At 66.9% G+C, this 13,723-nt stretch carries 14 protein-coding genes and 2 pseudogenes; 10 read left to right on the top strand and 6 right to left on the bottom strand.

Annotation, left to right across the window (positions count from 1 at the left end):
- Position 1: 1 nt before the first annotated feature.
- Positions 2 to 439, top strand: coding sequence for a ribonuclease HI (gene rnhA / locus SP5_RS04495; protein ID WP_042484705.1), 438 nt, complete (start codon positions 2 to 4; stop codon positions 437 to 439).
- 39 nt (positions 440 to 478) lie between these two features.
- Here rnhA and SP5_RS04490 read toward each other — a convergent pair whose 3' ends face one another.
- The 4 genes from SP5_RS04490 to SP5_RS04480 all read right to left on the bottom strand — a co-directional run bounded on the left by SP5_RS04490 (position 479) and on the right by SP5_RS04480 (position 3,560).
- Positions 479 to 1,189: a GNAT family N-acetyltransferase gene (locus tag SP5_RS04490; RefSeq protein ID WP_042484703.1), complete on the bottom strand. Its 711-nt coding sequence runs from the start codon at positions 1,187 to 1,189 to the stop codon at positions 479 to 481.
- Positions 1,190 to 1,337: 148 nt separating this feature from the next.
- On the bottom strand, positions 1,338 to 1,514 hold the full coding sequence (locus tag SP5_RS18680) for a YegP family protein (protein ID WP_076709711.1): 177 nt from the start codon (positions 1,512 to 1,514) through the stop codon (positions 1,338 to 1,340).
- Positions 1,515 to 1,539: 25 nt separating this feature from the next.
- Complete coding sequence (locus SP5_RS04485) at positions 1,540 to 2,625, bottom strand: NAD(P)/FAD-dependent oxidoreductase (RefSeq protein ID WP_042484700.1); 1,086 nt, start codon at positions 2,623 to 2,625, stop codon at positions 1,540 to 1,542.
- Positions 2,622 to 3,560, bottom strand: coding sequence for an alpha/beta fold hydrolase (locus tag SP5_RS04480; RefSeq protein WP_042484814.1), 939 nt, complete (start codon positions 3,558 to 3,560; stop codon positions 2,622 to 2,624). Before SP5_RS04480 ends, SP5_RS04485 begins: the two co-directional genes overlap by 4 nt.
- Positions 3,561 to 3,610: 50 nt before the next feature.
- On the opposite strand from SP5_RS04480, the gene SP5_RS04475 reads away from it, so the two are divergent.
- From SP5_RS04475 to SP5_RS04465, 3 genes are read left to right on the top strand one after another with little or no spacing between them, the layout of a single operon-like run.
- Positions 3,611 to 4,105, top strand: a complete 495-nt coding sequence (locus SP5_RS04475; protein WP_042484697.1) for an A24 family peptidase — start codon at positions 3,611 to 3,613, stop codon at positions 4,103 to 4,105.
- Between the two features lie 50 nt (positions 4,106 to 4,155).
- Positions 4,156 to 5,181, top strand: coding sequence for a Flp pilus assembly protein CpaB (gene cpaB / locus SP5_RS04470; protein WP_084220559.1), 1,026 nt, complete (start codon positions 4,156 to 4,158; stop codon positions 5,179 to 5,181).
- A gap of 2 nt (positions 5,182 to 5,183) precedes the next feature.
- Complete coding sequence (locus SP5_RS04465; protein ID WP_042484693.1) at positions 5,184 to 5,630, top strand: pilus assembly protein N-terminal domain-containing protein; 447 nt, start codon at positions 5,184 to 5,186, stop codon at positions 5,628 to 5,630.
- 13 nt (positions 5,631 to 5,643) lie between these two features.
- Here the strand turns inward: SP5_RS04465 and SP5_RS19940 are convergent.
- Positions 5,644 to 5,853, bottom strand: a pseudogene (locus SP5_RS19940) (carboxypeptidase-like regulatory domain-containing protein); the annotation flags it as partial.
- A gap of 810 nt (positions 5,854 to 6,663) precedes the next feature.
- On the bottom strand, positions 6,664 to 8,019 hold the full coding sequence (locus tag SP5_RS04460; RefSeq protein ID WP_006473457.1) for an IS1380-like element IS1247 family transposase: 1,356 nt from the start codon (positions 8,017 to 8,019) through the stop codon (positions 6,664 to 6,666).
- Positions 8,020 to 8,113: 94 nt separating this feature from the next.
- Between SP5_RS04460 and SP5_RS04455 the strand changes: the two are divergent.
- The 6 genes and pseudogenes from SP5_RS04455 to SP5_RS04430 form a co-directional block, all read left to right on the top strand.
- Positions 8,114 to 9,307: pseudogene (locus SP5_RS04455) on the top strand (type II and III secretion system protein family protein); the annotation flags it as partial.
- Between the two features lie 26 nt (positions 9,308 to 9,333).
- Positions 9,334 to 10,020, top strand: a complete 687-nt coding sequence (locus tag SP5_RS04450) for a CpaD family pilus assembly protein (protein ID WP_167334675.1) — start codon at positions 9,334 to 9,336, stop codon at positions 10,018 to 10,020.
- Positions 10,017 to 11,279, top strand: coding sequence for a pilus assembly protein CpaE (locus SP5_RS04445; RefSeq protein WP_042484686.1), 1,263 nt, complete (start codon positions 10,017 to 10,019; stop codon positions 11,277 to 11,279). The genes SP5_RS04450 and SP5_RS04445 overlap by 4 nt, the downstream gene beginning before the upstream one ends.
- Before the next feature lie 5 nt (positions 11,280 to 11,284).
- Positions 11,285 to 12,265, top strand: a complete 981-nt coding sequence (locus SP5_RS04440) for a type II secretion system F family protein (protein WP_042484684.1) — start codon at positions 11,285 to 11,287, stop codon at positions 12,263 to 12,265.
- On the top strand, positions 12,266 to 13,258 hold the full coding sequence (locus SP5_RS04435; protein WP_042484682.1) for a type II secretion system F family protein: 993 nt from the start codon (positions 12,266 to 12,268) through the stop codon (positions 13,256 to 13,258).
- Positions 13,259 to 13,337: 79 nt separating this feature from the next.
- Positions 13,338 to 13,712: a hypothetical protein gene (locus SP5_RS04430; protein ID WP_042484680.1), complete on the top strand. Its 375-nt coding sequence runs from the start codon at positions 13,338 to 13,340 to the stop codon at positions 13,710 to 13,712.
- Positions 13,713 to 13,723: the final 11 nt, after the last annotated feature.

Raw genomic sequence — 13,723 nt, 5'->3', positions numbered from 1 at the left:
GATGACCCCCGTCGAGATCGCCACCGACGGCGCGTGCAAGGGCAATCCCGGCCCCGGCGGCTGGGGCGCGCTGATCCGCTCGGGCACGCATGAGAAGGAATTGTCCGGCGGCGAGACGCTGACCACCAACAACCGCATGGAGCTGATGGCCGCGATCGAGGCGCTGAACGCCCTCAAGCGCCCCTGCGCGGTCACGCTGTCGACCGACAGCCGTTATGTGATGGACGGCCTGACCAAGTGGATCCACGGCTGGAAGCGCAACGGCTGGCGCACGGCGGACAAGAAGCCGGTCAAGAACGCCGAGCTTTGGCAGGCACTGGTCGCGGCCGCCGAGCGCCACCAGATCGAATGGAAATGGGTCAAGGGCCATGCCGGCCACCCCGACAACGAACGCGCCGACAAGCTGGCGAGTGATGCAGCGGAGACGTTTCGGAAATAGAGGTAGCGGGTGAGTGAGGCCCGATACACGCTCCCCCGATCAGGGCGTATCAGCGGCCACCACCCATTGCCCGAACAGCGCAAAGCCGCATGATCGCGCCAACGCCACCGATGCGACATTGTTGAGCTGGCAACGATATTGCGGCTCATGGCCCTGCTGCCGCGCATAACGACTGATCGCGTCGACGACGGCCCGCGCGAAGCCCCTTCCGCGCGCATCGGGAAGGGTCAGTACGCCCAGGTCGGCGATAGGGCTGTCATCCCACAGGTTCATGCTTGCCGCACTGACAAGCCTGTCGCCGTCGAAGCACCCGAACACCGCCGAATGGTCCAGTTCGACCCAGGCATCCTCCCGGTCCTGTTCGGGGGCCTCTTTGTGGAACATCTCAAAAACGCGCCGGTCGGCCTCGGTCAATTGACGGGGTTTCAGCGCTTCGTCCGACGCATTCCCGGCATCGGCGGGCAGGTAGAAGAGATAGTCCGCATCATGCAGCACCACGCCGACCGCTTCCCATTGGCGCTTCAACGCGTCCGCTGAATACCCGCCCGGTGGCATGCCATCGAGGCGTTCGGCTATCTCCGGCCTGACGACCGCATGCACCGAAGCATCCTGCCTTAACAGCATCATGGCCGGACGCGTTGGGTTCAGCGCTGCACTGACGGCCAAGGCCCCTGTCCCGTGGATGGGGGCGCCGTCCGTGGCAAGGGTTCGACGCCAATAGTCGAGAACCAGCGGAGGAAAGTCGGTCATGCTGCGTCTTTTGCACGATAACCCGGCAAACCCGAACTAATGCTCCCGGCAACCGGCGGAAAATCGACCCAACTCCCACGCTGCTCGACATTCATACAGGTGCTCACCACCATTCGATCCGAACAGCGACAGATTATGAGGGCGTCGGCTATTCCGGTTCGTGGATCGGCGCGTTCGGGCCGTTCTTCAGGATCGACTCGATGGCGTTGCGGGCTCCGGCCTTGCTGGCATAGCCCTCGGTCCACCAGATCAGTTCGCTATTGTAGCGGAACTTGGCGACATATTCGCCCGCCTTGTTCTTCTCGATCGCAAAGCTGTGCGCCATGATGATCTCTCCTGAAAAGAAGCGATCATTCCTTAGCAGAAAATCGGCCTGCGCCATAGCGTTCGGGGTCGAGCCCTTCGGGCACATACCCCTCACCCAGCAACAGCGCCGCCGCCAGCGCCGAGGCGGCGGGGGCGGTCTGGATACCGAAACCGCCCTGGCCTGCGCACCAGAAGAAGCCCGGTACGCATGCATCGAATCCGTAGACCGGCGCACGGTCGGGGGCGAAGCTGCGCAGGCCTGCCCAGCGGCGCTCGACCGCCTCGACGCGCCAGTCGACCACCTTTTCCAGCCGGTCGATAGCCACCGCCACGTCCCATTCCTCGGGCGCTATGTCGCACGGCACGCTGGGGGTCTCGTCATGCGGGGTCAGCCAGAGCCGCCCGCCCGCCTCGGGCTTGAAGTAGAAGCGCCCCGCTATGTCGACGACATGGGGCAATCCCTCGGGCACGGGCGGGTTGGTGCGCAACTGCACCATCGTCCGGCGATAGGGGGTGATGCCGATCGGCGCGACGCCCGCACGCTTGGCCACGTCATCGGCCCAGGCGCCCGCCGCGTTGACCAGCATTCGGGCCGCGAACGGCCCGGCGCGGGTTTCCAGATGCCAGACGCCGCCGCGCCGCTCGGCCGCCAGCAGCGGCGCATCCGTCCTGATCTCCGCCCCGGCCGCTTTCGCCGCCGCCAGATAATCGGCGTGGAGCGCCGCGACGTCGATATAGGCACAGCTCGGCTCCCAGACGCCATGCACCCATTCGGGGCGAAGGCCCGGGATACGCGTCGCCGGATCGACGCGTGACAGCGCCACACCGCTGTCTGCAAAATCGGCGAGCACCCGCTCCACCCGCGCCTCGTCCTCCACGCGCCCGACATGCAGCGAGCCGAGCGGGGTCAGATAACCGCCTTCGCGCAACGCCGCCCCGGAGACGGTGGTCAGCGGCTGCACCGCCGGGCCGCCATAGGTTTCCGACCAGAACGCCGCCGAACGCCCCGTCGCATGGCGGCCGGGCATATCCTCGGCCTCCAGCAGCAGGACGTGCGCGCGTGAACCGATCGCGGCGGCCAGCCCCGCCCCGGCCATGCCCGCGCCCACGATCGCGATGTCGTGGATCACGACGCCATCCCGTCCAGAAAGGCATCGATCGCCGCCAAGGCGCGCAGCCGCACCGGATCGACCTCGCGCAGCAATTCATGCGCGGCCTCCGGCCCGAACCGCTCGACCCGCGCACCGATCCGGGTGGCGATGGCGGTGGCGGCCTGGGGATCGACCAGACGGTCGGCTTCGGCGATCAGCATCAGCGAGCGGACGCTCACCCGGTCCAGCCGGGGATCGCGCCGCAGCGCCCGGATCGAGCGTAGCGCGGCGGCGAGCCAGCCCCAGCTCGGCGGCCCCAGCGCCAGATCGGGCTGTTGGCTGTACCAATATCCCTCATCCTCGAAGCGCTCGACATCATGGGTCAGGTTGCGCTGGCGCGTGTGATGGCCGGGGCCTTCCCCGGCCTCCCAGATGCCGCACTCGGCCCGGCCCAGCGCGTTCATCAGGCCGATGATCCCCGCCCCCAGCAGCGCGCCGGTCGGCAGGCGCAGACCCAGCATCGGCGCGACCAGGATCAGCGCGTCCGGGTCAACCGCGCCCTCGACCACCGCCCGCAGCGCCAGATGCCCGCCCATCGAATGGCCCAAAAGGACGTGAGGCCGCTCGCCCGCCGAATCCTCGGCCCGCCATGCCGCCCAAAATGCGCGCAAATCCTCGACCAATATCGAGAAATCGCCGCCATGCCCGACATGGCGATCGGCCAGCAGCCGCCCCGATCCCCCCTGCCCGCGCCAGTCAAAGGCGGTGACGCTCCACCCCCGCCCGACCAGATGGGCAAAGACTTCCAGATATTTCTCGATCACATCGGCCCGGCCGGTCTGGAACAACAGCCGTCCGCGCGGCGCGCGCGCCGTCCAGTCGAAGCGCCGATGCTCCCACCCATCGGGCGCGTACCAGCGCGACAGCGTGGCGGCGGCCGGGAAACTGCGGCGAAGGGACAGGGTGTCGGTCATCCGCATCCCGGTTACGGTTTTGAAAGCCCCGCCGTCTAGGGCTTCATGCCATGGAATGGACCATAATGCGTATCGCGCTGCTGGTGGCGCTCGTCCTGCTGCTGGTGTCGGCGGGGATCGAGGATGCGCGCACCCGCGAGATCGCCGATCGCAAGAATATCGCCATCGCGCTGCTGGCCCCGCTTTGGTGGTGGGCGAGCGGCATGTCCGTCTGGCCCGGCATGGCGGTGCAGATCGGCATCGGCCTCGCGATGTTCCTGATGTTCGCCCAGGCCTTTCGCATCGGTATGATGGGCGGCGGCGACGTGAAGATGATCGCGGCCATAGCGCTATGGCTGCCTTTGCCGTCGCTGTTCCGGATGTTGCTGGCCATGTCGATCGCGGGCGGCGCGGTCACGATCGCGATGCTGATCGACCATCGCCTGCGTGTCCGGACGCTGGGCGATGCCGCCCCGGCGATCGAGGTTCCTTATGGCGTGGCCATCGCGATGGCCGCGCTCGTCGTCCTTCAGGAACCGTTATTTAACCCCTTTCCGTCTACTTAACCAACCAATCGAACCGAGCATCGGGCTCGGCAAAGGCCGAAGAACGCAGGATGGACAGTCGAAAAGTGTTACTGCTGGTCGGTGCCCTGCTGGTCGCGGGGATCACGGCCCTATTCGCCCGGACCGTCACCGCCGGCAGCAGCGTTCCCCAGGCACAGGCCGTCACGGTCGCCGCTCCCGTCGAGCCGCAGGCCGAAATCCTGGTCGCCACCCGCACCCTGCCGGTCGGCACAATCATCGACCCCACCGCCCTGAAGTTCCAGCCCTGGCCCAAGGACATGGTGGCCGGGGCCTATTATGTGCGCGGCAAGGCCGATATCGCAAAGTTGCAGGGCACCGTGCTGCGCTATGCGATCACCGCCGGTCAGCCGCTGACCCAGGGCGCGGTCGTCAGCCCGGGCGATCGCGGCTTCCTGGCCGCCGCCCTCACGCCCGGCATGCGCGCCGTCACGGTGCCCGTGTCGGCCCAGACCGCGGTCGCGGGCTTCGTGTTTCCGGGCGACCGGATCGACATGGTTCTGACCCAGGATGTCGCGGGCGGCGGCGATGGCCCTCCGCTCAAGGTGTCGGAGACGATCCTGCGCAACATCCGCGTACTGGCGACCGACCAGCGCACCGACAATCAGGCGGCCGAGGACGGCAAGACGCAGGTCCACACCTTCACCACCGTCACCGTCGAGGCGACGCCGAAAATGGCCGAGCAGCTGGCGGTCGCACAGACGGTCGGCACGCTGTCGCTGTCGCTGCGCGCGCTGGCCGAGCGGCCGGCCGAGCTGGCCTCAGGCGGCGATCCGGCAGCCGTCGCACAACCGGCAATCGACCATGACTCCTATGCCACCGGCGCCGACGTGTCCCGCTATCAACGCCGGACCGTCCCCGGCCGCAACGCCAATAGCGCGCCGGACCACGGCACGACGGCCATGGCCAATGACAATTCCGCCATGGGCCGGAATGCACCTGCCATCGGTCAGGCCACCGGTGGCAGGTCCGACAACGCGGGCGTGCGCGTCGCACGCGGCCGCTCCGTCGACACCGGGTCCACGCCGGGCGCCCCGCCGATGGGAAATGGAAATTGACCATGTCGCTTCGCTCGCTTCTGTCACGCGCGCCGCGCACCTCGGCCTTCGTGCTGGTGCTGGCCCCGCTGCTTCTCGCCCCGTCGCCCGCGCGGTCGGCGCCGTCCGGGCCGGGTGATTCGCCCCCGGCCAGCGATGGTTCCGGCGCGCTGGAGATCAATACCGGGCGGGCGCGGCTGATCACCCTGCCCCGGCCGATGACCGACCTGTTCGTTGCCGATGACAGCATCGCCGATGTGCAGGTCCGCTCACCGACCCAGCTCTATATCTTCGGCAAGAAGCCCGGCGAGACCACCGTCTCCGCCACGGCGCGGGGCGGCGCGGTCGTCTATGCCGCGACCGTCCGGGTCGGCAACAATCTCGAACGATATCGCCCGCCTCCCCGCTGGCGGCGGGCAGCGTCAGCGAGACCGGGCGACCCCGCTCGGCTGCGGGCACGATGCGGGTGACGGGCGGGCGGCCGAGATAATCGACCAGCAGCGTGACGTCGCCGGCTGCTTCGGGCGTGACGATGCTGAACTCGCCCTGGAGATTGGTGGTGGCCTGCGCCCCCGTCCCCTCGACCACGACCCGCGCGCCCGGCAGCGCGACACCGGTCGCGTCATAGATCCGCCCCGACAGGATCGGCCCCGATGCCGGCACGCCCGCCGGCGTGGCCGCGTCGCTGGCCATGGCGAGCGCAGGGCTCGCGGCAAAGCCCAAAGCGATGAGAGAGGCCCCCGCGAGACCGCGGATGCCGGAACGGATGTCGTGCATGATGCTCCCCCTGGGTGCTGGTCGTGCCGACACCCCCCGGCGCCGGTCGTTCCCGCCCCCGTGGCGGCGCTTTGTTACGGAGCGATGTTATCGGGATGACGATTGGGTGACGGTGATGTCACAATCGATTTTGGGTGCGTGCTTTATATACACGCGAGTTGGATCAAAGGCAGCGGGACGAACAAGCCATGTCAACGTCGAATGCTTCCTGAAAGAGAGAAAGGCTCCGATTGAGGTGGGCCGGAGCGCTAATCGGGAAACTGCTCACCCCCAGCATATAATATAACAGAATATATTTGGTCACATAAATGGATCTATAGTGGGCGTATCTATAGGATAAATTAGCTGGTCCTATCCAAATAATGCGTAATCTCGCTTCGGGTCTGTGGGTCGGTAGCGGGATCAGCTTCCGCCTTTTCGAACGCTGTGACATAAATTTCACATTCGTCAGAATCTCGAGTCCCGTTTGAGCAGCCCCCATCGGGTGGTCCGGATTGTTAGTTAGCCTGCATTCCCCAAGTGGCGTGGCGTTTGAGGTGAAGATCGCCTGTATCCGAGCGCTAGACAAGGATTTTCTGCCGCAAGCGGCACCTGCGGTCGCGCAGACTGCTGGATCTGGACGGATCAGACCGCGAAGCCGCTGTTTCCTTGCCCAGGGGCGGCGTTTTTCAGCGCAGCGGACAGATCTGTCCAGCCGCTTTCGTTCAGTTTGAGCGTGGATCGCGATCATGCGCATAGCGGTGGCGCTCGCAATCGGCGGATAGCGGCGAGGATGGCGCGTACCATCGTGCCGGTGACAGCGACCTCGGCCAGCTGGAAGGTGATGGTGCGGGCGTGACGGACCACACGTGCCCCGATCTTGATCAGCTTCAGTTGCAGGCTGGTCAACGACCAGTCGGCCATGGCCTCGGGCAGCTCGATGCAGCGCAAGAAGGTGGCCAGGTTGTACGCCAGGGCGTGCAGTTGCAGCCGCACCTCATTGTCGCGGAACTTCCGGCACGACAGCCGCGTCCAGCGAAAGGCGTATTTGCCCTCTTTGATGTGCTGCTCGGCGGTGCCGCGCTGGTTGTAGAACCGCACCACCCAGTCCGGCTCCATCGGCAGGTTGGTGACGATGAAGCCGACACGCGGGAACAGTTCGCCCGGATGCCATTCGATCTTGGCGATCACCCGGCGTTCCTTGTCCCAGGACGCCGCCTGATACTCGAATTCCTCGAAGAACCGCTTGACCTTGGTCAGTGACGGCCGCCCGACAGGGCGCGTTAGCCGATGCGCGATCTTGTCCTTGAGGACCGCGTTTGCGGGCAGCCGGATGGCGTAGAAGAACCGCGCTTCTTCCAATCGCTCATAGATCGCCGGGATCGCGTAGGCAGCATCGGCCCGGAAGAACCTGCCACCAAGGTCGCGCTCCGCGTAGCGCGCAATGACGGGGTCGAGAACATCACGCCAGCCATCGGCGCTGTGGACGTTGCCATGGCGCAGGGCGCAGCGTTCCAGCATCCCGAACTGGTTGAACAGAAAGTTGGGGTGATAGCAGCTACAGTCGAAATGGCCATTCCAGGCGGACCCTTCCTGGTCGCCATGGGTCGGGCTGACCGAGCTGTCCATGTCCAGAACGATGTACTTCAGCCCGTTACGGTCATGGAACCGGTCGATCCATTGCCCGTTCAGGTCGGCCAGCGCGGCACGGTTCCCGGCCAGAGCCAGCGTCTCGGTCTCGAACCGTCCCATCTGCGATGCCGAGGCCGCTTGTGCATCGACCGCTCTGCCGCCGACAACTTGGCGCATGACCGGATCGCAGGCGAGACGGTTGGCGTCGTTGACATCCTCGTATCCGGCCAGCCGCCCAAAGACTGATTGCCGGAACAGGCCGTCGAGCCGATGGACCGTGTTCTTGCCAGAGCGAGTATCGCGCAGCGCCGCTGACGCCAAATCGGACAACCCGAGCGCGTCATCAAGCTCGCGCATCACCAGAAGGCCGCCGTCGGAACTGAGCTGCGTGCCGCGAAATTCCAGCCGCACGCGAGGGTCGAAATCCACCCGATCTGCCCGTTGCAAGCCCGCACCCTCTGGGTGATCCATGAAACGCGCCCCTCGCAGCCTTCAACACCATGTTTTATATAGGAAATATAATGGTCAGGACAGCGAAATCAGCGCCTTACTTGGGAAATGTGGGCTCGACTCGATCGGCCGGATGCTGAAGCTGGCCATGCCAGAGGCGCAGATCGTCGCCACGCCGATGAACGGCCTGATCCTGCTGACCGGCACCATCGCCGCGCCCGACGACGCCGCCGAGGCCGAACGGCTGGTCCAGGCCTATGTCGGCAAGGACACGCGGATCATCAGCCGGTTGAAGACCGCCACCCCGCTTCAGGTCAACCTTCAGGTCCGCATCGCCGAGGTAAATCGCAGCTTCGTCAAGCAGATCGGCGTCAACCTGCTCAACCGCGACGCCAATTCCAGCGGCTTCGTGTTCGGCATCGCGTCGGGCCGCAATGCGGGCAGCATCGACAAGTTGACCGATGCGGCGGGTCTTCCGGCCGGCACCCGATATACGTTCAACCCCGGCACCCAGCGGACGACGCTGGGACTGGGCGGGCGCGTGCTGGGCATGGACCTGCTCGGCGCGATCGATCTGGGCGAGTCGCTGGGTCAGGTGGCGACGCTGGCCAACCCCAATCTGACCGCCCTGTCGGGGGAGACCGCGACCTTCCTGGCGGGTGGTGAGATTCCCATTCCGCTCGCCAGCGGCTTCGGCGCGGTGTCGGTCGAGTATAAGCAATATGGCGTCAGCCTGTCCTACACGCCGACGGTGCTGTCCGACGGGCGCATCTCGCTGCGCGTCCGGCCGGAGGTGTCGCAGCTGTCGTCTGTGGGATCGGTGACGATCAGCGGAACGTCGATCCCCGCGCTGACCACCCGCCGGGCCGAGACCACGCTGGAGCTGGGTTCGGGCCAGAGCATGATGATCGGCGGCCTGCTGTCCAACTCGCGCGACAATTCGATCGAGAAGACGCCGTGGCTGGGCGACCTGCCGCTGATCGGCTCGCTGTTCCGCTCCAACGCGTTCAAGCGCAACGAGACCGAGCTGGTCATCATCATCACGCCCTATCTGGTGAAGCCGGTCAACTCGCCCTCCGAGATCGCGCTGCCGACCGACGGGATGCGTCCGGCCAATGATGCCGAACGCGTATTGCTGGGCCGGATGGGTGGCGGCGGTGACACGTCGACGCCGCGCCCGGTGCCGAGCATGGCCCCGCCGGTTCAGGGTCGGCCGATGGCCGCCGGGGTCGCACCCGTCCCGCATGGCGCCGCGACGGCGCTGCCCGCGAAGAAGAAGAACATGCCGACTCCGGGCTTTTCCGAATGACCGCCTGCCCAAGGATAATGCGCTCCATGCGTCGCTTACCCCTCCTTCTGATGCCGTTCGGCCTGACGCTGATGACCGGTGCCTGCATGGGTGCCGGTCAGCCGGACCTGGAAACCCGGCACCAGCCGGTCGTGTCGCAGGCCGAATATGCGCTCGACCTGGCGCTGTCCGGCGGGCGGCTGGCGGCGGATGAGGATCGGCGGCTCGACGGTTGGGCGCGCAACCTGCATCTCGGCTATGGCGACCGCGTCGTGGTGGAGGACCCGGCGGGCGAAGGCCCCGGCGCCTATCGCGAGGTGGCGGGCGTCGTCGGCCGCTATGGCCTGCTGCTCGGTCAGGCGTCGCCGATCACGCGCAGCCCGGTCGCGCCCGCCACGATCCGCGTGGTCGTGACGCGTGCCCGTGCCACCGTGCCTGGCTGTCCCGACCTGCGCAGCGACACCGCGCTCGACTGGGAGGGCAAGACCTCGTCCAACCATGGCTGCGCGGTCAACCGCAACCTCGCCGCGATGATCGCCAACCCCACCGACCTGGTACAGGGCGTGCCCGGTGCCGCCACCAGCGATACCGAGATGGGCACCCGCGGGATCAAGGCCTTGCGCGCCGCCGCTCCAACCGGCCGTGGCGGCACCGTGCTGCGCGATCCCAATAGCAGCCAGGGTGGCGGTGGAGGTGGCGGCGGGGGTGGCGCGTTGGCAGGAGGCACGCCGTGAACGCCCCCTGGAAACCCGCCATGCTGACCGTCCGCGACTCGTTCCTCGCCTTTGTCAGCGACGACTGGACGGTCGAGGCGATCCGCCCGCTGGTCGCCGAGCAGGGATGGTCGGTCGACAAGGTCATGAAGGGCGGCCTGTCCGGCGCGATCCAGTCGCTGTCGGTGCAGGCCAGCCCGCAGATCCTGCTGGTCGACCTGAGCGACACGCCCGATCCCGCCAGCGAGATCGGCAATCTGGCCGAAGTGTGTGAGCCCGGCACGATCGTGATCGCGGTCGGATCGGTCAACGACGTCCGGCTGTACCGCTCGCTGATCGCCAGCGGGCTGCACGACTATCTGCTGAAGCCGATCAACGCCGACCAGCTGCGCGAGACGATCGCGCAGGCCCGCACCATCCTGCACGCGCCCCGCGCCATGGAGACCGCCCCCGAAAAGGCGACGTGCAGCGTCGCGGTGGTCGGCGTGCGTGGCGGCGTGGGCGCCTCGACCATCGCCACCTCGCTCGGCTGGCTGATGGCGGAGCGGCTCGACCGGACGACCGCGCTGCTCGACCTCGACGTGCATTTCGGCACCGCCGCGCTGGCGCTGGACCTGGAGCCGGGACGCGGGCTGGTCGATGCGATCGACAATCCCAGCCGCATCGACGGGCTGTTCCTGGAACGCGCCATGGTCAGGGCGTCGGAAAAGCTGGCGATCCTGTCGGCCGAAGCGCCGATCAGTGCGCCGATCCTGACCGATGGCCAGGCCTTTGCGCAGTTACAGGACGAGATGCGCCTGAATTTCGAGACGACGATCGTCGATCTGCCGCGCGGGATGATGATCCAGCAGCCGATGCTGGTCGGATCGGCGCAGACCATCGTGCTCGTCACCGAACTGACCCTGGCCGCCGCGCGCGACACCATCCGCCTGCTGTCCTGGGCCAAGACCCATGCGCCGCAGGCGACCGTGCTGACCATTGCCAACCGGGTCCAGCCGCCCGGCCAGTGCGAGATCGCGCAGGGCGATTTCGAGGGATCGATCGAACGCCCGATCGACTTCGTCATGCCCTATGATCCCAAGCTGGTCGTCCAGGCCGCCAAGGTCGGCAAGCCTATCGCCGAACTCGGCCGCACCTCGCGCACCATCGCGCCGCTGATCGAGCTGACCCAGCGGCTTTGCGCGTCGGCCGAGGGCACCGTCGACATGTCCGCCAAACGCAGGCTGCTCGACCGGTTCGACCTGAAGGCGCTGCTCGGCAAGCGGGCACGGGCCGACTGACGATCATGTCGATGACGGCGACCCTGATCCTGGCCATGGGCGTCTTCCTGACGCTGGTGCTGGCGATGGCGGCCTTTACCGCGCCCGCCCGCTCGCGCAGCCAGGCGCGGCGGCTGGCGGGACTTCGCGGTCGCGTCGCGCTCGACCTCGGCAAGCCGCTGGAGGCCGTCGCCGCCTCGCGCGGGATCGCGCTGGCCGGTGACACGCGGATGGACAAGGCGTTCGGCCGCCTGCTCCCCGACCCCGCCAAGCTGGCCACGCGGCTGGACAGGACGGGCCGCGACTGGACCGTCGGCCAATATGGCATGGCGAGTGCGGGACTGTCGTTCGGGCTGCTCATCCTGCTGATGCTGTTCGGCCTGCCCTTTTTCGGCGCGCTGCTGCTCGGCCTGGGCCTCGGCCTCTGGGTGCCGCATCTCGTCGTCGGCCGCCTGATCGCGGGGCGGCGCAACAAGTTCGTCACCCGCTTTCCCGATGCCATCGAGCTGCTGGTCCGCGGCCTGCGTTCGGGCCTGCCGATCAGCGAGACGATGGCGGTCGTCGCGATCGAACTTCCCGGTCCGGTCGGCGAGGAATTCCGCGCCGTCACCGACCGGATGCGCATCGGCCGCAGCATGGACGCAGCGCTTCAGGAAACCGCCGACCGGCTCGACATTCCCGAGTTCCGCTTCTTCGTCATCGCCATCGCCATCCAGCGCGAGACCGGCGGCAACCTGGCCGAGACGCTGTCCAACCTGGCCGACGTGCTGCGCAAGCGCGCGCAGATGAAGCTGAAGATCAAGGCGATGTCGTCCGAATCCAAGGCGTCGGCCTATATCATCGGATGCCTGCCCTTTGCCGTGTTCGGCATGATCTGGATGATCAACCAGCCCTATATGGCCCGCTTCTTCATCGATCCGCGCCTGATGATGGTCGGGGCGGCGGGCTTTGTCTGGATGGGCCTGGGCGCCTTCATCATGTCCCGCATGATCAGTTTCGAGATCTGAATGACCAGTCCCGCGCCCGCCATTCTCGGCCTCGACCCCGCATCGCTCGGTGCATTCCTGTGGGGCGTCTGCGTCTTTGCGCTGCTGGTCGCGGGCTATGTCCTGATCGGGAGCCGCGACCCGATGACGAAGCGGGTCCGTGCCCTGAACGAACGGCGCGAGCTGCTGAAGGCCGGGATCGACAGCGCGCCGAAGCGTCGTGCCCAGCTGATCGACCGCGCCACCCTGCTCGAGCGGATGCGTACCGTCCTGGGCGCGCTGAAGATGCTGCAGGACGAACAGGTCAAGGCGATCCAGCTGCGCCTGCTCCAGGCGGGCATCCGGTCGAAGGAGATGGCGTTCGCGGTCATCTTCGGGCGGCTGGCCCTGCCGATCGTGCTGGGCGGCGGCATGGCCCTGTGGGTCTATGGCACCGGGGACTTTGCCGACTGGAGCGGCTTCAGCTGCTACATGATCGTCGCGGGCACGCTGATCCTAGCCTATAAGGCCCCGGACCTGGCGTTGAAGAACCAGGTCGACAAGCGGACCGCCGCGATCCGCAAGGGCCTGCCCGATGCGCTCGACCTGATGGTCATCTGCGCCGAGGCGGGCCTGACCGTCGATGCCGCCTTTGCCCGCGTATCGCGCGAGTTGCGCCGTGCCTATCCCGAACTGGGCGACGAGTTCCAGCTGACCTCGGTCGAGCTGGGCTTCCTGACCGACCGGCGGCAGGCGCTGGAAAACCTGGCCATGCGGGTCAATCTCGATTCGTTGCGCGGGGTCGTCACCACGATGATCCAGACCGAAAAATACGGCACCCCGCTGGCCAGCGCGCTGCGCGTCCTGTCGGCCGAATTCCGCCACGAACGCATGATGCGCGCAGAAGAAAAGGCCGCGCGCCTGCCCGCGATCATGACCGTGCCGCTGATCCTGTTCATCCTGCCGGTGCTGTTCGTCGTGATCCTCGGCCCCGCCGCCTGTTCGATCAAGGATACGCTGATCGCGGGGCAATAGCCCCGGCTTCGCAACCAGCGCCCCCGCCAGTCGTTGACCGGTCGTAACAGACCTAATTCAACAGGATGGGATCGACGCGATGCTGTTCACTTCGACGACGCAATTTGCCGTGCTGGGGCTGGTCCTCATCGCCGGGTGGCTCTTCGGGCTGGCCAGCCATCCCGGCGGCCGCAAATGGCGCAACCGCTATGCCACCGAGCGCGACGCCCATGCCGCACAGGTGAAGGACACCGAGGCCAAGCTGTCGGCGGCACAGGCCCGAATCGCCGAGCTGGAAAAGGAAAACCAGCGGCTGCTCAGTGCCCAGCCGGTCGCGGCCGCTCCGGTCGTGGAGCGAACGGCGCCCACCTCAACCTATCGCCCGGTCGCGGCGAGCGCTGCGCGTCCGGCCTATCCGGCGGGCGAGCGTCGCGGATGGTTCGATTTCGGGAACCGGGTTACGACGCACGGGTGATCAGGATGGGG

This window comes from Sphingomonas parapaucimobilis NBRC 15100 (genome assembly GCF_000787715.1).
GTDB classification, from domain to species: Bacteria; Pseudomonadota; Alphaproteobacteria; order Sphingomonadales; family Sphingomonadaceae; genus Sphingomonas; species Sphingomonas parapaucimobilis.
Note: the sequence above shows the minus strand (reverse complement) of the source record. Positions and strands in the feature narration are given on the sequence as shown.